The sequence below is a fragment of the Mycolicibacterium llatzerense genome, from assembly GCF_025331195.1.
GTDB lineage: Bacteria > Actinomycetota > Actinomycetes > Mycobacteriales > Mycobacteriaceae > Mycobacterium > Mycobacterium llatzerense.
The window spans coordinates 553,538-571,131 of the sequence record NZ_LXOV01000001.1 but is presented as its reverse complement, the minus strand read 5'-3'; the positions used below and the strand labels follow the sequence as shown (position 1 = coordinate 571,131).

Sequence of the window (17,594 nt, the reverse complement as noted above, 5' to 3'; positions counted from 1 at the left end):
TTACGGGACGAAGCGGACCATCACCGCAGCGCTACCGATCCCAACTCCGGTGTCGTACTCGCCGCGTACCTTCATCGCCGTCACTCGGCACCCGACGCGTCGTTCAATGCGGCCCTCTGCGCCGTGGAGAACCGCGTCACCGCCAATCCGGGTGGAGATTATTCGGCCCGGGTCGGGCGAGGCGCCCACACCCGGCTCCACACTTCACGAATCGCGATGCCGACCAGCACCAGCACGAACACGATCACCAGGTTCAACTGGAAACCACCGCCGAAGCGGGTGCCGTAGTGGAGCGCACTGAGGATGATGACCGCGCCGGTGATCGGCGTGAGAATCGTGGCAATGCCTGCTGGCCATCTCGCGACGGTTGTCGCCTCGACCGTGGCGGCAATCGCAGCGATAGCCAGCGCCACGACCGCGACGCTCGCGATGACGTTCGCGATGAAGAACACATCGTTCAGCGGCGAGGGCGGATGGTTGGTCAGCGGCTCGTACGCCGTCCAGCCAGAGTCTTTGTGCCCCAACCCGACTCCGAATATCGACTCGTCGTAGTCGGCGTACCGCCGCGGCAGGCCGAAGTTCAATGGCGCTGAATTCATCTCCGTCATAAGACGAGCGACGACGAACACCCACCACGACACGGCCCCGGTGACGTGAGCGATCTGCGCCGTAACGAAGCGCCGACCGTGGAGTTCAACGCAGCTCATCCGAATACCGGCGCGCCGTTCGGGCCGATCTGTGGCGCCGGCATGAAGCACGGCGGGATTCCCGGCGCGTACGGGGGCACGCAGGGCTGCGGGAAGCACGGCTGCCCGTTCCAGTACGTCGACTGGTTCGGAGGACACACCGTCATCGGTTCGGCGGTGGACTCGGGGGCAGCCGACAGCGCGGCAACTCCGGCAACCGAGGCAACGATCGCTGCGACTGCGGACCAGCGAGTCATAGTTCGTCGTCTTCGTCTTCAAACCGCGGGCGTGGCTTGCGCATCACGACCACTGCCCAGATCACGCCGCCGATAAGCGCCGCGACGATCGCTAAGAAGACGAGCTGTCCCGCCAGGTAGTCCATCGCATCCCCCTGCCCCCGAAATCCAAGGATAAAGGGATCACCGGCATGGTTCCCGCGGAGATTTGGGCGTCTCCCGCTGAGGTGACAGCAGGACGGAACACGCGCACTCACTCAGTCAACTCGCGGGTGTACCTCTAACCGTGGGCGTCGGGCTACGTTGGTTACTGAACGGGTGAAAGCGTGGCGATGATGGCCGGTCTCTTTCGGATGGGCACGTACCTGGCGGCATGCGGGGCACTGGCGATCGGCCTTGCATCGCCCGCGGCGGCCGACGCTGCTTTCGATCCAACCGGGAACCGATCAGGTGGACCGGTACCGACCATCAACGGTGTGCCATGTGTAGGCGGCGGCCTGGGCGCTTGCCTGAGTATGAGGCAGAACCGTCCGCCCATGTCGGTGCCGCAGTCCGGGGTGGGGCACAGTCCGGCGGTGCGTCGCTGAGTATCGAGGTGCCGGCCGGTCTTGCAACCCGCGGCCGCTGAGTTCAGCTGGGTAAGGTGCTGGTGATGACCAATTTCCCTGAGCCGGTCGACGACCTCGAGCCGCAGCTCGAACCGGTCGCCGCCCGCCTCCTCGACGCGCAGGTGGCGTTCGCCATGCAGCAGCTGCGCGGCGAGAACTACCACAGCTTGGTGCTCGACGAGATCGAGCACGCCCTGCTGGAGGCGTCGGAGATCACGCTGTCTGACGCCGTCACGCCCACCATGATCAAGAATGTTGCCGCGAAGTACGCCGTGCAGGTGCCGGTGGAAGGCGGCATCGCGGAACTGGTCAGTGAGGTTGCCTTGCGGCTGTATCAGCTCACCGCGACCACGGACACCAGCTTCGGCGACGTCATCGACGGGCGGCGTTTCGGTGAGCTCAGCGCGATGGTGGTCGAGATGGGGGTCACCCAGCGCGTGCTGGAGCGAATCCTGAGCAGCGAGGCGTTCGCGGAATTCTGCGTGACGCTGGTTCAGCACTCGCTCGCGGAATCTGTCACGGAGGGTGGCAAGTCATTGGCCCGCGGCCGGGTGGGCCGCATCATTGGCGGACTCGGCGCCCGGATGCCGCAGTCTGCGGTCGAACGGCTGGAGCTTCGGGCAGAGGGCCTGGCGCGCCGTGGCGCCCGCTTTCTCCTCGCGCACACGCATGCGGACGAGAACGTGCTCGCCGATGCGGTCAACGAGCTGTGGCGCAGTAACCTCGACACCCCGCTGTCGTCGGCGGCATCGGCGATTTCCGCTCGCGACGTCGAGGACGCGGTCGTGCCGGTCTACGAATTCTGGCGCACCTTTCGCGACACCGACTACTTCCGGGCGCTGCTCGACGAGGGCATCGACCACGTCTTCGAAAAGTACGGCGAGGTAAGCCTTTACGAGCTGCTGCTCGATCTCGGAGTGGGGCGGGAGGACATGATCGAGGAAGCCCTCCGTTTCGGCCCTCCGGTCATCGCCTTGCTCGACGAGCGGGGCTATCTGGAGTCGGTACTGCGCCGTCGGCTCATCCCGTTCTACGTCTCGGATGAGTTCCGGGAGGCGTTGGCGGGCGGCTGAGCCTCCAACTCCGCCACTCGCGCCCTGAGCGCGTCGATCTCGGCCTGCAGCTCGGCTTCTCGCCCGTCGAACTTGGCTTGGTACGCCTCACCCAGCTCACGCAGGTACTCGCGATCGAAGCGCGGGATGATGGAGCGCGAGCAGTTCCAGTCGAAGGCCTCGACCGCGATCTCGATCTCCCGCTGCGGCCCGTCTTCGACGACTGTTCCGCGGCCGAAGACCTTGAGCCTGCTGCGCCGCGGGTAGTCGACGAAGAACATCGCCAGCCGGTCGTCGGCCGCCAGGTTGCCGAGGGTGACGAACTGGTTGTTGCCCGGCAGATCGATGAACCGCAGCCGGCCAGTCTCGGGCAGGTACCGGACGAATCCGGCTGGGCCGCTGCGGTATTGGAGATAGGGCCAGCCGTTGGGGGTGACGGTGGCCAAGCAGAACTGGTCCGCCCGCCGGATCATCAGCAGCTCACGGTCGTCGAGGCGCTGGGGGCCGTCGTCGGCGCGTTCGGTGTGCCGGCCATAGGCCAGATAGCTGCCGTTGTGCTGCTGACGATTCAGCGCATCGGGGCCGAATGCCAGGTGGTGATAGTGGTTGTTCGGCTCGGTCGACACAACGGCCACGCTACGCCCGCGGCGCGTCAGGGCGCGGCGGTCGCCACGACCTGAACGACGCCAGTGTCGGTGTCCGATGCGATCACCAATGCCGGTGCGTTCGCGGCTGAGACCACGTGGCCGCCGGTGACGGTGACCGTGTATCCGTTCGGGTATGCGACGGCGGGCACCGAAATGGTGCTCTGTGAACCGACCGCGAAGTTACCTGAACCATCCGCCTCCGCCGTCGAGTAGCTGAAGGTGAAGGTGCCCTTGGCATTTGAGAGCTTGAGCGGGGTTCCGGAAATCGCCTGCGGATACGGAGACGCCAGCACCTGCAGGCTGCCCATGTTGACGTTGCCGCCGGTCGGTGGCAGGGCCGGGTCGTAGACCACTGACTCGCCGTCGGTGCTGCCGCTGGTGGTGATGTCGCCGACACCGGAGTAGGCCCACTCGGACCAGCTCATCAGGTATTGGTCGGCGGCGCTCATCTCGGCTTTCAGATCCGATGGCAGGTTGGAGGCGCCGAACTCGTTCATGAACACCGGGACGTTGTGGGCCTTCCCGTAGGCGTTCGCGGTGCTGGCCTGCTGCCTCGCCAGCCACCCGCAGATGCTGCTGGTGGCCGACCCGGCGCAGTAATCATGAAACGCCAGAACGACATTCGTGTCGTCGATGGTGCCCAGCTGGATCGGCGCGCCGAGGATCGCGGGTATTTCGGAGACCGCGGGGTTGGCGGGCTCGACGAACAGCGCGGTGTTCGGATCCACGGCCCGGATGGCAGCTGCCACTTGGTTGTACATCGGGGTCAGCTGTTGCTCCGCGTAGAACGGGCTGCCCAGCAGGGTCGGCAGCCAGGAGGTGCCCGGGAAGGGCTCGTTCATGATGTCGTACCCGATGACGCTGTTGTTGCCCGCCATTGCGGCAGCGACCGTTTCCCAGGCCTTGGCGTAGTTGTCCTGGAGCCCGATTCCGTTGGAGGCGTTCGAGTTGTTCCAGAATGCGTCCCACGCCGCGGTTTCGGCGGGGTTCAGGTAGTAGCTGCCGGGGAAGCCGAATCCCTGGTTGGGCAGTCCACCGGTCTGCGTGGCCCACTCGGGGGCGCCCTCGCCGCCGAGTGATGAGCTGTACAGGTCCTGGTGCATGTCGATGATCGTGTAGATGCCGTGTGCGGCGAGCATCTGGACGGTCTGCTGGATCGACGCGACGTAAGCGGCGTTGTACACCCCGGGCTCGGGCTCCACCCCGGCCCAGATGACACCCAGCCGCACCACATTGAAGCCGTTGGCCGCCAGGAATGCAGCGTCGTCCTCGCTGAATCCGCTGGCCGACGGTTCGTACGGCGCGAGCTTGTACACCTCGTTGAATCCGTGCAGCAGGACAACCTGCCCGTCGCTGTTGGTCAACCAGACACCAGTGGACGTCACGGACAGCATGGAGCCGTTGGCACCTGTCTGGACGAGCGCGGCTCCGGTACCGGACTTACCGACCGAGCCGTGGTTGCCCAGCAGGCCCGCGTTGCCGCCTGCTCCGCCGAGCGCCGGCAACCCGGTGGACACGGCGCCGACGCCGCTGTTTCCGGCATCTCCGCCGGCACCGCCGATGCCCAGAATGAAGGCGCCGGAGCCGCCATTCCCACCGCGGCCGCCGTCGGCCCCGTCGCCGCCTCGGCCGCCACCGCCACCGGCGCCGAACAGCAGGCCCTTACCCTGGCCGCCCCGTCCACCCGCTCCGCCGGTGCCCCCGGACATCGCACCGCCGTTTCCGCCGTGACCGCCAATGCCCATCAGGAAGCCGCCGGCGCCACCGGTGCCGCCGGACGCTCCGGCGCCGCCGATCCCGCCCCGCCCGCCGTTGCCGACCATGCCCGCTGCGCCGCCGTTGCCTCCGGAGACCGCGGCCTCGGTGCTGTCCCAGCCGGCCCCGCCGTCGCCGAGCAGCCATCCGCCGGCCGTGCCATTCGGTGCGGAAGCGGTGCCGGTTCGGCCGTTCCCGATCACGTAGGTGCCGGCCAGCCTGTTGATGACGCCGTCGACGCCCTGCCCGAGGGGACTGTTGATCCAGCCTTCGATGCCGGTGTGCAGCGGGTTGTAGATCAGCGCACGCATCCAACCGGCCGGGTTGTTGGGCGGCGCCGGCACGGCGTTCTGGGTCGTCGTCGAGGGGAGCGCAGCGGCGACCGCGGCAGGCGTAGTGCTGGTGTCGGTCGGGGTTACGGCCGAAACCCTGGCTGGTGGCTTGGGCTTGGTGACAAGGGGATTCGACGTGGCGCGGGGTCGCGACGAGGATGCGCCGGTGGTTGATGTGGCCGCTCCGGGCGACTGCTTACCAGCCGACTTCGTCGCGGGTTTGATGCTGGCGGGGGATCGGCTGCCACTCGCGCGTGGGGCCGCGCGGTTACTGCTGGCGTGCGCGGTGGAGCTGACGGCCGAAGCGGCGGGACCGCCGGCAGTGTCGTGGCCGGATTCGGTGTCGGCCGATGCGACGGCTGTCCCGGTGGTGAGTCCTACCCCGATGATGGCCGCTGCCAGTCCGCCGATGCCCCATAGACCGGCGCTTACCGTCATCGTCTGTGTATACGTGACGGCTGCTCGTGTTGCGGCTTAATTGGCGAGGCTGTCCGAATTGCAGAATGTTCCGACCGTCGGGAGCGGTCCGGCACATACGATTTGGGCCCGTCAACCGGAGTTGACGGGCCCAAATCGCGTATTCAGTTGGCCGGGGCCGGAGGAACCGGCGGCACCGGTGCCCCTGGCGGGGGCGGGACATCGGCGGGGTCCGGTCGGAACTCGACCAGGCCCGGCGGGATGTTGGTGCCCGGCGGCGGAGCGGTACCGGGCAGGGATTCGCCGAGCTGTTCGCGCGGCATCTGTCCGAGCAGGCCGCCCTTGAGGCGACCGTCGCGGTACATGTCGATGTAGCGGCCCAGCCACTGACGTCCGGTGACGTCCTCGTTCTCCTGGCCGGCTTCGACGCCGAACTGCTCGCACTTGCCGGGGGCCGACGGCTTGAGGCACTGCTGCGGGCCATAGCCGTTGTTGAATGCGCGCAGGTTGGGTGCGGTGACGGGCCCGCCCGTGCCAGGAGCCGAGGGTGCGGCGTACTGGCCGAGAACGGAGCCGCGGTCCAGACCGGTCAGGTCCGACGGTGCGCCCAGCGCGGCGGCGAGCGGGTTGACGTCGCTGGTCTGTCCCAGGACGTTCAGACCCTGCGGGCCCAGGTTCGCACCCGCGATCGGCACCGCCAGGTTCGCCCCCGGACCGTCGGCTGCGACGGGGGCCGGTGGCGGCAAGGCGGGGCCGGGCGCCGGGACCGGCGTGGGCACGGGATCCGCTGATGCGATGTCTGTCTGCGTCATTGCCGCCGCCGCAGCGAAAACCGCTGCGGCGGTGACAACTCCGCGTGTAATGCGGTGCATCAGACCGACTTGGTGATGCCGTAGTAGGCGACGATGTCGTCGGTGTCGGTGGTCGAGCTGGTCAGCACCGCGTAGGACCGCAGGAAGGACTGTCCGACGCAGCCGTCGATCTTGATGTGGGTGTCCTTGAGGGTGACACGCACCGGCGCCGACTTGAAGGTCTTCTTGTCGACCGGCACCTGGGTCACGGTGCCCGGCTTGGCGTGAATCTCGATGGTGCCCGACATCGGGACGCTGATGCCGGTGGGCAGCAGGCCGGCCAGGGTGGACCCGGAGGTGCTGATACCGATCTGACCGATCAGACGGACCTGGCCCAGCTCGATACCGCAGCCGATCTGGTAGCCGGCCTCCAGCGTTCCGCCGGCCAGTTTGGTCTTGCCGTTGCCGGTGACGGTGCCGCTGAACGTGCCGCCCACCAGGTACTCGCGCGAGCTGACCGCGGTGGTCAGCGGGGCGACCGGGAGCTGGGTCTCGTTCTTGGCGACGACCTCCAGGTTCCAGCCGTCCGGGCTGGTGATGCGCGCCGGCTCGTCGGAGGCCACGATGCCGGTGTCCGGCGGCGGGCCGTCGAAGCCGGCAGGATCAACCGGGTCGGCCAGGGCGAGCGGCGTAACGGTCGCCGACAGCAGCACGCCTGCTGCGGCAGCCAATGTGGCAAGTCGGTTCAACATGGGGTTACGGCGCCTCTCGTGGTTGGAATCCGAGAACGGAACAATTTCGATTCCCGGAGCATTCAATAGTCGTATTTCGAATTGGTGAACAACTGGCCAATTACTCGGAACTGGCTCTGTGATGCGTGACGATCAAATTCTTTAATCAGTGACAATATTTTTGTTCTGACTGATTAAATTCACGTCCGGTGTCTGTGCCCGGTGCGGACGGGCTCCTGGTGAGCTGCTTTGCCCGCACCGGACATCAGGGTCAGACGGACTTGGTCACCCCGAGGTAGGTGATGACGTCGTCGGTGTTGTCGGTCGAGCTGGTCAGGGTGGCGTACGACCGGATGAAGGACTGGCCGGCGCACTGGTCGGTCTTGATCCGGACACCGGTGATGGTGACGCGGGCCGTGGTGCCCTTGAACGACTTCTTGTCGATCGCGACGGTGGTCACGGTGCCGGGCTTCAGGTAGACCTTGCCCTGCAAGCTGATACCGGTACCCAGGCTGGGGTCGGTGCCGGCGAACGGGATCTTGATACCGGGCGTGAAGCTCGCGCCCGGGTTGATCTCGGCCTCGTCGGAGATGATGCCGCAGCCGATCTGCTCTCCGGCTTCCAGCGTTCCACCAGCCAGCTTGGTCTTTCCGCCACCGGTGACGGTGCCGGTGAAGGTGCCGGCGACCCAGTACTCGCGCGAGGAGATCGCGGTGGTCAGCGGGGCGACGGGCAGCTGGGTCTCGTTGGTGCCGACGACCGACAGGCGCCAGCCGTCCGGGGTGTCCAGGATTCCGGCGGGGCCCGACGGTACGGCGCCTTCGCCCGGAGGCGGGGGACCCGGGTTGCCGGCCGGCTGCACGGCCGGATCGGCGGGCGGGTCAGCGAGTGCCAGCGGCGCGGTGCCGACCGGGAGCACCACGCAAAGGGCTGCCAACATGGCATAACGGTTCGACATGGTGATGAGCGCGCCTCTCGTATCGGGTAATCAGCGTCGCTGCGGATCGCTGAGCGTTGCTGAATTTGTGTCGCTGCGGAGCATCTACTGGCTGGGTTGCCGGACGGTTAACGGACTGCAAAAACTTGCCCCTGCGTTATCAACTACTGGGCGAAGCGGGAATATGCGTGTATTGCTGGAATCATTTGTCGTGGTAGCCGACTAAAGAATGCGCAGTTCAGCGACTGTGATCTAGGTCATTCGACCGCCAATGAAATGCAACCGACGGAGATTGGCAAGCGCTGGTTTGTCTGTCGTTAACCAACTGGCCATGTAGACGCCTGACCGTGAGAGGGTCGAACGCCGAGCGTCCGTCATTGCCGGAGGCGATCGTCTCCGGAGGATGCGGCGGTCACACCGAATGACTTGGAGGAAACGGTGAAGTCTTCACGCACCTGGGTACGGCTGGTTGCCGCGTCTGCTGTCGTATTCGGCGCCGGGGCGATGTACCTGCCCGCGGCGGCGGCCGACGACGAAGCGGGTCCGATCGGTCCTATTGATGCCGGCGCTGGTGTGCAGGCTTCCGGTGTCACGTCGTCGAACGCCGACCCGGCCGCGGTGGTGGCGTGCTCGCAGTTCGCGTCTGCGCTTGACGGCGCGGCCTCCGGTTACGAGGGCTTCGCCGACAGCCTCGACGCAAACGACCCGTACGTCCACCAGAGCAATGTGGCGGGCCGGACCAGCCTGCGTCAGTCCGCGGCGGTTGCGATGGATGCGGCGAACACGCCCGGCCTGGCGCCGGACATCGCCGGCCCCATGCGGTCGTGGTCGGTGGGTGCCGCCAAGCTGCTGGTGAAGATGGGCATCGGGATGACAGGCGGCAGCCTCGACAGCACCGCCACCGAGGTCAACACCAACGCCGAGGCCGTCCAGCGCGGGTGCGCCGCGGCCGGTACCCACGCCTGAGCGCGCGCCGGTATATAAGGAACACGTGAAGCGACACGCCTTGGGCGTTGCCGTGCTGTGCCTGGCCTTGGCTGCCTGCGGCGGTAAGACCGGGACGCCGACGCCCGCCACCCCGTCGGCGGTTGCCGAGTCGAGCATCAGCGATCTGTTGCTGACCCCGGCCGAGCTGAACAAGACGATGGGCACCACCGGCCTGGTCGGCCAGCCGCCGACTGATGTGATGGACGATCACCGCAACATGCTGCCGAACCTGAATTGCCTCGGCGTCTGGCAGATCAACGAGGCCGTCATCTATTCGAAGGACGGCAAGGACGTCAAGAGCGGCCAGGACTGGAAGGTCATGCGGCAGCAGATGCTGCGGACGCCCGACGTCGATCAGTGGAACTACCTGGCGGCACAGTCGGTCGTCTACTACCCGACGTCCGCGGCGGCCCGTAACTTCTTCAACCTCTCGGCCGAGCGGTGGTCCAAATGCACCAACCACCACGTGAACATCCGGCTCAACGACAAGCCGCTGCCGAAGTGGCTGTCCGGCGACCTGGAGCGCACCGACACCAAACTCGCGATGCCCATCACCCGTGGCACCGGACCCGAAACCCGTTGGTGCCAACATGTTTTGCAGCTGGTCGCCAACCTGATCATCGACGTCGAGGCATGCACTCCCAAGGCGCCGGTGACGGCGGCCGCGGATATCGCCACGAAGATCCAGGCCGGTATCCACTAGCGGAGATCGTCCCGCTGGTTGCACCATCCCGGCCACGACGCTCGCCACTGTGGTCTATCGTCGCGCCATGGCAGTCAGCGCGTCGCACGAAGTGACCATCGAGGCAACCCCAGAAGAGATCATGGATGTCATCGCCGACCTGGCGCAGACACCTGTGTGGTCGCCGCAGTACACCAAGGCCGAGGTGCTGGCCACCTACGACAACGGCCGGCCGAAGCAGGCCAAGATGACCATCAAGGCTGCCGGCATGGCCGACGATCAGATCCTGGAATACACCTGGACCGATCTGACGGGCAGCTGGGTGCTGATCAGGTCGTCGTCGCTGAAGAAGCAGGAAGCGCGCTACACGCTGACCCCGGCGGGCAACAAGACCAAGGTGAAGTTCGAGATCACCGTCGACCCGGTGGTGCCGATCCCCGGATTCCTGTTGAAGCGCAGCGTCAGCGGCGGCGCAGAGACCGCCACCGAGGGGCTGAAAAAGTTCATGGCGAAGAACAAGAAGGGCTGACGCGCACCGGGATTCAGCCTCGTCGACCCATGGGCTAACGTCGCGGGATGACGAATGCGGGGCCACTGGCCGGTGTCAAGGTGATCGAACTCGGCGGGATCGGCCCCGGGCCGCACACCGCCATGATGCTGGCCGACCTCGGCGCCGACGTGGTGCGGGTCCGTCGCCCCGGCGGTCTGACCATGCCTGCCGAGAACGTCGACCTGCTGCACCGCGGCAAGCGGATCGTCGACCTGGACGTGAAGTCCGACCCGGCCGCGCTGCTCGCGCTGGCCGCGAAAGCTGATGTGCTGCTTGACTGTTTCCGCCCCGGCACCTGTGAGCGCCTCGGCATCGGGCCGGCCGAGTGCGAGGCCGTCAACCCGCGGCTGATCTTCGCCCGGATCACCGGCTGGGGGCAGGACGGACCGCTCGCGCAGACCGCGGGCCATGACATCAACTACCTGTCGCAGACCGGCGCGCTGTCGGCCATCGGCTACCGCGACCGCCCGCCGGTGGCACCCCTGAACCTGGTCGCCGACTTCGGCGGCGGTTCGATGCTGGTGCTGATCGGCATCGTGACGGCACTGTACGAACGCGAACAGTCCGGCCGCGGCCAGGTGGTCGACGCGGCGATGGTCGACGGTGTCAGCATGCTCGCCCAGATGATGTGGACCATGAAGTCCACCGGCGTGATGAAGGACCAGCGCGAGTCGTTCCTGCTCGACGGCGGCGCCCCGTACTACCGCGTGTACGAGACCTCCGACGGCGGCTACATGGCGGTCGGCTCGATCGAGCCGCAGTTCTTCGCCCAGCTACTTGTGGGCCTCGGCCTGGATCCGGCCGAGGTACCGAACCAGTTCGACCTCGCGCGCTACGACGAGATGCGCGACATCTTTGCTGCCCGGTTCGCGAGCCGGACCCGCGCCGAGTGGGCCGAGACCTTTGCCGGCACCGACGCCTGCGTCACTCCCGTGCTCAACTGGACCGAGGCCGCGGCCGGTGACCACCTCCGGGCCAGGTCGACCATCGTCACCGTCGACGGCGTCGACCAGGCCGCACCGGCGCCGCGGTTCTCGCGCACACCGTCCGGCCCGGTCGGTGCCCCGCCGCAGCAGACCACGCCGATCGACGAGGTCGGTTGGTAACGGTTGCGAAGTTAGCTGACGTATTCCCTACCCGAGGCCGGTGTAGAGGACTAAATTTGCTCTTATGGCAGTTATGGCGTCCCGAGAGCTGGTGATCGACGCCTCGCCCGAAGCCATCATGGATGCGCTGGCCGATATGGACGAGGCGTCGCAATGGCGCAGCTTGCACCGGGAACTAAAGGTAGTAGATCGATATCCCGACGGTCGTCCGCACCACGTCAAAGCGACCGTGAAGATCATGGGCATCACCGACAAGGAGCTCCTGGAATACCACTGGGGTGATGACTGGATGGTGTGGGACGCGGCCGACACGTTCCAACAACGCAGTCAGCATGCCGAGTACAAATTGACTCGTGAGGGCGATCGGACCCGGGTGCGGTTCGACATCATCGTGGACCTGGTTGCCCCCATTCCGGAGTTCTTGTTGCGCCGAGCCCGCAAACTGGTGCTCGATGCTGCGGTCGACCGGCTGCGGGCCCGGGTGACTCGGCTCTACGGCTAGTCCACACTCTGTCGGTAGGGAGCTTGTATGGCAGACCGCCCACCTTCTCCGCTGTTGGAGAAGCTGGTGGTGGTGCGGCACGGTGGGCCGCAGCAGACCGTGGTGACAGAACTGCGTCGGGTGATCCTGCGCGGTGACGCGCCGCCCGGAACGCCGGTGCCGCTGACCGAGGTTGCCGAGCTGTTCGGTGTTAGCCACATTCCCGTCCGGGAGGCGCTCAAGACGCTGATCAGTGAAGGCCTGGTGACCCACCGGCCGAACTCGGGGTACGCCGTCTCGCGGATGACGAAGCAGGAGCTGCACGAGATGTACGTCGTGCGTGCCGCGCTGGAGGGCGCGGCGCTCGCGGTGGCCGCGGAGCGGGCCACCGACTACGAGCGGGCCGTCGCCGTCGAGGCCAATGACCGCATGGCGCAGGCGATTCAGGACTCCGACGGCGCGGCGTTCCAACGGGAGAGCCGCAACTTCCACATGGCGCTGGTGCGTCCGTCGGGCATGCATCGGCTGCTGCACATTCTCGAGATGTCGTGGAACATGATCGAACCCGTGCAGGCGATGATGCACGTGACCCCGGACGACCGGGCCAAGCTCAACCACGATCACGACGAGATGCTCGAGGCCTTCCTGGCCCGGGACACCGAGCGGCTCAATGCGGTGGCGCAGCGGCACAACGACAGCGTCGACGCCGCGATCGGCACCCTGCCCACCGATACCGGACTACTCCACGACGAGTAGCGGGTGATTTGTGCACGATTTTCCGCGGCGAGCGCGGATTTTCGTGCACAAATCACAGGGTGCGTAGCCGGCTGATGGCCTCATCGAGGGTGTCGTCGCGCTTGCAGAAGGCGAAGCGCACCAGGTGATTCCAGCCCGCCGAGTCAGGTGAACCGGGATCCAGGAACGCCGACATGGGGATGGCGGCGACGCCGACCCGTTCGGGTAGTTGCGCGCAGAACGCCGTGCTGTCGTCGTAGCCCAGCGGCCGGGGATCGGCGCACAGGAAGTAGGTGCCGAAGCTGTCGTGCACATCGAATCCGATGTCGGTCAGGGCGCCCGCCAGCCGGTCCCGCTTGCCGCGGTAGGACTTTCGCAGCGCCGCGACCCAGGCGTCCTCGTGGTCGAGCGCGTGCGCGACGGCCGGCTGGAACGGCGCGCCCCCGACGTATGTCAGGTACTGCTTGGCGGCGCGGACGCCGGCGATCAGGTCGGCGGGCCCGCAGGCCCAGCCGATCTTCCAGCCGGTGCAGTTGAACATCTTCGCGGCGCTGGAGATGGTGACGGTGCGCTCGGCCATGCCGGGGTAACCCGCGAGCGGTCGGTGCTGATGGCCGTCGAACGTCAGCTGCTCGTAGACCTCGTCGGTGATCACCAGCAGGTCGTGCTCGATGGCGAGTGCGGCGATGGCCGTCAGCTCGTCGTGACTGGCGACCATGCCCGTGGGGTTGTGCGGTGAGTTGAGGATCAGGGCGCGGGTCTGCGGGGTGATCGCGGCGCGGAGCCGGTCGATGTCGATGGCGAAGCCGTGGTTGTCCGGTGCCAGCGGGACGACGACCCGGCGGCAACCCGCCATGGCGATCACCGGGGAGTACGAGTCGTAGAACGGCGCGATGATCAGGATGTCGGACCCCGGCTCGACCAGTCCGATCACGGCCGACGCGATGGCCTCGGTGCCGCCGACGGTGACCAGTACCTCGGTGTCCGGGTCGTATTCGATGCCGTAGTGCCGTTTTCGCTGGGCGGCGATGGCGTGGCGCAGCGCGGGGATGCCCGGGCCCGGCGGGTACTGGTTGACGCCGTCCGCGATGGCTTGCTGCGCCACCGCGAGCATCGGCACCGGGCCGTCCTCGTCGGGAAAACCTTGGCCGAGGTTGACGGCGCCGACCCGCGCGGCCAGCGCCGACATCTCGGCGAAGATGGTGGAGGCGTAGGGCCGCAGGCGGGCGACCATCCTCGGGGGCGTCACCCCGAGATTGTCGCAGAACCCCTGACGTTGTCGGCCGCACCCTGATGCCGCTGCTGCCGTGCGATGACCGCGAAGTAGAACGCCAGCGCGAAGGCGCAACTGGTGAACAGGCTGCTGACGAAGAACAGCCACGGATGCCGGATGCCGCGCCGCAGGCCGTCCGCGATGGTGAACAACGGCAGCAGGATCACATTGATGATCGTGTAGTCCTGGCCGGCAGAGGACGCCGCGGGGTTGACGAACATCAGCCGGATGTAGTCCGACCAGCTGCCCGGCCCGGTGATCGGATTGCCGTTCGGCGGTTGGTAATCCATCACGAACTTGGTGTTGAAGTAGTAGCCGAGCGCGATCGAGGCGACGCCGATCACGTAGTAGGCCACCTCGAGTGCCGAGAACGCAGGTCCGTCGGCGGGCTTGCGAAATACCGCCGGATTGAGCTTGACGATGAACGCGATGGTGATCAGTCCGAGGAGGCCGTGGACGATGAGCGAGACCATGCCAGCGGAGTCTGCTCGCCGCCCAATGTTTTGTCAATCATGACAAAACATTCTGCGGTACCGTACTGGGATGCCACGCCCGCCGCAGACCGTTCGTAGTGAGCGCACGCGTGAGGCGTTGCAACAGGCGGCGTTGGTCCGCTTCCTGGCGCAGGGCGTGGAGGGCACCACCGCCGAGGAGATCGCCGCGGATGCGGGGGTGTCCCTGCGCACGTTCTACCGGCATTTCACCTCCAAGCACGAGCTGCTGTTCGCCGACTACGACGCCGGCCTGCACTGGTTCCGGACGGCGCTGGCCGGACGGCCCGCCGACGAGCCGGTACTGGTGGCCGTGCAAGCCGCGATCTTTGCCTTTCCGTACGACTTTGGCGCCGTCACCAAGATTGCGGCGCTGCGCGAACAGGAACTCGACGCCGATCGGATCGTCAGCCACATCCGCCAGGTCGAGGCGGACTTCGCGGACGCCATCGCCGAGCACCTGGCTCGGCGCGGCGGCTCCGAGGACCGGCTGCGTATCGCGGTGACCTCGCGGACCATCGCGGCCGCGGTGTTCGGCGCGATGGAGGTGTGGATGCTGGGCGCGGAGCGGTCGCTGGCCGATCTGGCGCGCATGTGTCACCAGGCGTTGGATCAGCTGGCGGCCGGACCGGTCTGAGTCCCGTCGGTCAAAGTTTTGTCACTATTGACACAACTGGTCCGACGGTGCGAGTCTGCGGACATGGCGCAATTCGACGCGATCGTGGTGGGAGCGGGGCACAACGGGCTGGCTTCGGCGGTGATGCTGCAGAAGGCGGGACTGCGCACGCTGTGTCTGGAGTCCAAGCTCTACTCCGGCGGCATGGCCTCGACCGTCGAGCTGTTCGACGGCTTCAAGTTCGAGATCGCCGGGTCCGAGCAGTTCCCGACATCTCTCAAGGTGAGCCAGGAGCTGGGCCTCGACGAAGTGCCCAGCGTCGAGCAGGAGGTCATGTCGGTCAACATGCGGGGGATCGGCGACGAGCCGTTCCTCTTCTACTCCGATCCGATGAAGCTGCTCACCCACATGAACGAGCTGCACGGCGCCGAGGCCGTCAACGGCATGGCCGGGCTGATGGCCTGGAGCATGGCGCCCGCCCGGGCCCTCGGCCGGTTCGACGCGGGGCTGCCGCCCAAGACCTACGACGAGATGTACGCCTGCGCCACAAACGAATTCGAGCGCTCGGCCATCACCGACATGCTGTTCGGTTCGGTGACCGACGTGCTGGACCGCTACCTGCCGGACAAGGACAAGCACGGCGCCATCCGCGGCATGCTGTCGGTACTGGCGTGCAACACCACCTACCGCGGCCCGGCCACTCCGGGCAGCGCTGCCGCACTGGCGTTCGGGCTGGCCATCCCCACCGACGGTGCGTCGCTCATGAGAAAGCTCAAGGGCGGCATCGGGGCACTGTCCAAGCACCTCGAGGACACGTTCGTCGCGCACGGCGGTGAGGTCCGGTTGCGCAGTGCCGTCGCCGCCGTCACCGTCGACGACGGCCGAGTCACCGGCGTCCGGCTCGAAGACGGCACGGAAATCACTGCGCCCGTGGTGGTTTCGTCACTCGCACCGTCGTACACCGTGGACCGGCTGCTCGGCGGCGCCGTGCCCGACGACGTGCGGGCCCGCTACACGCGCGTCGACCACCGGGGTAGCTACCTGCAGATGCACTTCGCGCTCGACGGCATCCCGGAGTTCGACGAGCCCTACGAAATTTTGAACAACCCCGAATTGCAGGGCACCATCGGACTTTTCAGCACTCCGGAGGAGCTGCAGCAGCAGTGGGAGGACAGTCGCCGGGGTATCGTGCCGGCCGATCCGTCCATCGCCTGGCAGATTCCGTCGGTGCAGGATCCCGGGCTGGCGCCGCCGGGCAAGCATGCGTCGTCGGCGTTCGCGCTGTGGTTCCCGGTCGAAGGCGACGGCGACTACGGCACGATGAAACGTGAGATGGGACAACGGGTCATCGACAAGATCACCCGCGTGGCACCCAACTTCGAGCAGCTGATCCTGCGCCACACCACCTTCACCCCACGGCACATGGAGCGAATGTTCGGTGCCCCCGGAGGCGACTACTGCCACGGCCTGATCCACCCCGAACAGATGGGCCCGAACCGGCCCGGTCCGCGCGGCTACCTCGACCAGGAGCTGCCGGTCGAAGGGCTGTACCTGGGCGGCGCCGGCTGCCACGGTGGCCCGGCCGTCAACTTCATCCCGGGCTACAACGCCGCCCACGCCGTGCTCAACACCTGACGCCGCTAACAAGGTGGAAACTTCGCCGAAACGGGTTCGGGAACAACGGCGACCTAGTCTGCGGGTATGCGGCCCCACCGGCGTTCAGTCCTGCTCGGACAGCTGGTCGCAGACCGGGCTGCGCCATCACAGCAGGGGGTGTTGAACGAACTGCGCCGTGCGCTCCTCGACGGCGGTGTGGCGCCCGGCACGCCCATCCCGTTGGCCGACGTGGCCGACGTGTTCGGCGTCAGCCAGATTCCGGTGCGGGAGGCGCTCAAAACCCTGATCGGGGAGGGGCTGGTAGAGCACCGGCTCAATTTCGGCTACACGGTGGCCCTGTTGACACCGCAGGAACTGCGCGAAATGTACATCGTGCGTGAGGCTTTGGAGTCAGCGTCGCTGGCAGTCGCCGTGGCCAACGCCTCCGCTGCGGACCGCGCGGCTGCGGTCGCGGTCAATGTCAGGCTGCAGCAGGCGATCCGCGACGATGACGCGGGCGCCTACCACCGGCAGAGCCGTGAGTTGCATGCCGCCCTCACCCGCCCGTCGCGCATGCACCGGCTGCTGCACATGCTGGAGGCGGCGTGGAATGTCACCGAACCGGTGCAGTCGATGGTGCATGTCAGCCATGACGACCGGGCGGGCCTGCATGCCGATCATTGCGCGATGGTCGACGCCTTCGTCGCCGGCGATGCCGAGCGCCTGATCGCGGTCGCGGCGGACCACGCCGTCCGGCTCAACGCGGTGATCGCCAAATTGCCGACAGACACCGGGCTGCTGGCGTAGCCGCGAAACATATATCTTTTCCGCAATTGCCGCATATCTCAGGTGAAACAGCAGGGAAACGTTGCATTTCTAGCGTTT

19 protein-coding genes are annotated in these 17,594 nt (G+C 66.7%); 10 read left to right on the top strand and 9 right to left on the bottom strand.

Annotation, left to right across the window (positions count from 1 at the left end; translation table 11 throughout):
• Nucleotides 1-158: 158 nt before the first annotated feature.
• Both A7G45_RS03120 and A7G45_RS03115 read right to left on the bottom strand, forming a co-directional pair.
• Nucleotides 159-845, bottom strand: a complete 687-nt coding sequence (locus A7G45_RS03120; protein ID WP_260933562.1) for a hypothetical protein — start codon at nt 843-845, stop codon at nt 159-161.
• A gap of 94 nt (nt 846-939) precedes the next feature.
• Nucleotides 940-1,068 carry a hypothetical protein gene (locus A7G45_RS03115; RefSeq protein ID WP_260933559.1) on the bottom strand — a complete coding sequence of 43 codons (129 nt, stop codon included), beginning with the start codon at nt 1,066-1,068 and terminating at the stop codon, nt 940-942.
• A 506-nt stretch (nt 1,069-1,574) separates the two neighbouring features.
• On the opposite strand from A7G45_RS03115, the gene A7G45_RS03110 reads away from it, so the two are divergent.
• Complete coding sequence (locus A7G45_RS03110) at nt 1,575-2,603, top strand: hypothetical protein (protein ID WP_260933556.1); 1,029 nt, start codon at nt 1,575-1,577, stop codon at nt 2,601-2,603.
• On the opposite strand, the gene A7G45_RS03105 is transcribed toward A7G45_RS03110, so the two are convergent.
• From A7G45_RS03105 to A7G45_RS03085, 5 genes are all read right to left on the bottom strand, one after another.
• Entirely contained in the window at nt 2,561-3,208 is a 648-nt protein-coding gene (locus tag A7G45_RS03105; RefSeq protein ID WP_260933553.1) for a pyridoxamine 5'-phosphate oxidase family protein, read from the bottom strand. The genes A7G45_RS03110 and A7G45_RS03105 overlap by 43 nt on opposite strands.
• 26 nt (nt 3,209-3,234) lie before the next feature.
• The gene (locus A7G45_RS03100) at nt 3,235-5,754 is read right to left on the bottom strand and encodes a cellulase family glycosylhydrolase (protein WP_260933550.1); all 2,520 of its coding nucleotides are present in this window, start codon (nt 5,752-5,754) and stop codon (nt 3,235-3,237) included.
• Nucleotides 5,755-5,897: 143 nt separating this feature from the next.
• Nucleotides 5,898-6,545, bottom strand: a complete 648-nt coding sequence (locus A7G45_RS03095) for a hypothetical protein (RefSeq protein ID WP_260938197.1) — start codon at nt 6,543-6,545, stop codon at nt 5,898-5,900.
• 59 nt (nt 6,546-6,604) lie between these two features.
• Nucleotides 6,605-7,276 (bottom strand): MspA family porin, encoded by a 672-nt coding sequence (locus A7G45_RS03090; protein WP_260933547.1) that lies wholly within the window; start codon nt 7,274-7,276, stop codon nt 6,605-6,607.
• A 250-nt stretch (nt 7,277-7,526) separates the two neighbouring features.
• Nucleotides 7,527-8,213 (bottom strand): MspA family porin, encoded by a 687-nt coding sequence (locus A7G45_RS03085; RefSeq protein ID WP_377042105.1) that lies wholly within the window; start codon nt 8,211-8,213, stop codon nt 7,527-7,529.
• Nucleotides 8,214-8,630: 417 nt separating this feature from the next.
• On the opposite strand from A7G45_RS03085, the gene A7G45_RS03080 reads away from it, so the two are divergent.
• The 6 genes from A7G45_RS03080 to A7G45_RS03055 all read left to right on the top strand — a co-directional run bounded on the left by A7G45_RS03080 (nt 8,631) and on the right by A7G45_RS03055 (nt 12,754).
• On the top strand, nt 8,631-9,158 hold the full coding sequence (locus tag A7G45_RS03080) for an Rv2240c family protein (protein ID WP_043988261.1): 528 nt from the start codon (nt 8,631-8,633) through the stop codon (nt 9,156-9,158).
• A gap of 25 nt (nt 9,159-9,183) precedes the next feature.
• Nucleotides 9,184-9,882 (top strand): sensor domain-containing protein, encoded by a 699-nt coding sequence (locus A7G45_RS03075; RefSeq protein ID WP_260933537.1) that lies wholly within the window; start codon nt 9,184-9,186, stop codon nt 9,880-9,882.
• A gap of 67 nt (nt 9,883-9,949) precedes the next feature.
• Entirely contained in the window at nt 9,950-10,390 is a 441-nt protein-coding gene (locus A7G45_RS03070; protein ID WP_043390474.1) for an SRPBCC family protein, read from the top strand.
• A gap of 47 nt (nt 10,391-10,437) precedes the next feature.
• Nucleotides 10,438-11,517, top strand: coding sequence for a CaiB/BaiF CoA transferase family protein (locus A7G45_RS03065; RefSeq protein WP_043390476.1), 1,080 nt, complete (start codon nt 10,438-10,440; stop codon nt 11,515-11,517).
• A gap of 64 nt (nt 11,518-11,581) precedes the next feature.
• Nucleotides 11,582-12,019, top strand: coding sequence for an SRPBCC family protein (locus A7G45_RS03060; protein WP_260933528.1), 438 nt, complete (start codon nt 11,582-11,584; stop codon nt 12,017-12,019).
• Between the two features lie 27 nt (nt 12,020-12,046).
• Nucleotides 12,047-12,754 (top strand): GntR family transcriptional regulator, encoded by a 708-nt coding sequence (locus A7G45_RS03055; protein ID WP_260933525.1) that lies wholly within the window; start codon nt 12,047-12,049, stop codon nt 12,752-12,754.
• Nucleotides 12,755-12,806: 52 nt separating this feature from the next.
• Here A7G45_RS03055 and A7G45_RS03050 read toward each other — a convergent pair whose 3' ends face one another.
• Complete coding sequence (locus A7G45_RS03050) at nt 12,807-13,967, bottom strand: pyridoxal phosphate-dependent aminotransferase (RefSeq protein WP_260937923.1); 1,161 nt, start codon at nt 13,965-13,967, stop codon at nt 12,807-12,809.
• An 11-nt stretch (nt 13,968-13,978) separates the two neighbouring features.
• Nucleotides 13,979-14,479 carry a DUF2834 domain-containing protein gene (locus A7G45_RS03045; protein ID WP_260933523.1) on the bottom strand — a complete coding sequence of 167 codons (501 nt, stop codon included), beginning with the start codon at nt 14,477-14,479 and terminating at the stop codon, nt 13,979-13,981.
• Between the two features lie 70 nt (nt 14,480-14,549).
• Between A7G45_RS03045 and A7G45_RS03040 the strand changes: the two genes are divergently transcribed.
• The 3 genes from A7G45_RS03040 (at nt 14,550) to A7G45_RS03030 (ending at nt 17,516) form a co-directional block, all read left to right on the top strand.
• Nucleotides 14,550-15,134 (top strand): TetR/AcrR family transcriptional regulator, encoded by a 585-nt coding sequence (locus A7G45_RS03040; protein WP_260933520.1) that lies wholly within the window; start codon nt 14,550-14,552, stop codon nt 15,132-15,134.
• Nucleotides 15,135-15,197: 63 nt separating this feature from the next.
• Entirely contained in the window at nt 15,198-16,748 is a 1,551-nt protein-coding gene (locus A7G45_RS03035) for a phytoene desaturase family protein (RefSeq protein ID WP_260933518.1), read from the top strand.
• A gap of 66 nt (nt 16,749-16,814) precedes the next feature.
• Nucleotides 16,815-17,516, top strand: a complete 702-nt coding sequence (locus A7G45_RS03030) for a GntR family transcriptional regulator (protein ID WP_260933515.1) — start codon at nt 16,815-16,817, stop codon at nt 17,514-17,516.
• Nucleotides 17,517-17,594: the final 78 nt, after the last annotated feature.

Coding starts and splice junctions, on each gene's coding strand:
- A7G45_RS03085 (WP_377042105.1), bottom strand. CDS start 8,213: ATGTCGAACCGTTATGCCATGTTGGCAGCCCTTTGCGTGGTGCTCCCG.
- A7G45_RS03090 (WP_260933547.1), bottom strand. CDS start 7,276: ATGTTGAACCGACTTGCCACATTGGCTGCCGCAGCAGGCGTGCTGCTG.
- A7G45_RS03095 (WP_260938197.1), bottom strand. CDS start 6,545: ATGACGCAGACAGACATCGCATCAGCGGATCCCGTGCCCACGCCGGTC.
- A7G45_RS03110 (WP_260933556.1), top strand. CDS start 1,575: ATGACCAATTTCCCTGAGCCGGTCGACGACCTCGAGCCGCAGCTCGAA.
- A7G45_RS03030 (WP_260933515.1), top strand. CDS start 16,815: ATGCGGCCCCACCGGCGTTCAGTCCTGCTCGGACAGCTGGTCGCAGAC.
- A7G45_RS03035 (WP_260933518.1), top strand. CDS start 15,198: ATGGCGCAATTCGACGCGATCGTGGTGGGAGCGGGGCACAACGGGCTG.
- A7G45_RS03100 (WP_260933550.1), bottom strand. CDS start 5,754: ATGACGGTAAGCGCCGGTCTATGGGGCATCGGCGGACTGGCAGCGGCC.
- A7G45_RS03040 (WP_260933520.1), top strand. CDS start 14,550: ATGCCACGCCCGCCGCAGACCGTTCGTAGTGAGCGCACGCGTGAGGCG.
- A7G45_RS03050 (WP_260937923.1), bottom strand. CDS start 13,967: ATGGTCGCCCGCCTGCGGCCCTACGCCTCCACCATCTTCGCCGAGATG.
- A7G45_RS03060 (WP_260933528.1), top strand. CDS start 11,582: ATGGCAGTTATGGCGTCCCGAGAGCTGGTGATCGACGCCTCGCCCGAA.
- A7G45_RS03065 (WP_043390476.1), top strand. CDS start 10,438: ATGACGAATGCGGGGCCACTGGCCGGTGTCAAGGTGATCGAACTCGGC.
- A7G45_RS03055 (WP_260933525.1), top strand. CDS start 12,047: ATGGCAGACCGCCCACCTTCTCCGCTGTTGGAGAAGCTGGTGGTGGTG.
- A7G45_RS03115 (WP_260933559.1), bottom strand. CDS start 1,068: ATGGACTACCTGGCGGGACAGCTCGTCTTCTTAGCGATCGTCGCGGCG.
- A7G45_RS03045 (WP_260933523.1), bottom strand. CDS start 14,479: ATGGTCTCGCTCATCGTCCACGGCCTCCTCGGACTGATCACCATCGCG.
- A7G45_RS03070 (WP_043390474.1), top strand. CDS start 9,950: ATGGCAGTCAGCGCGTCGCACGAAGTGACCATCGAGGCAACCCCAGAA.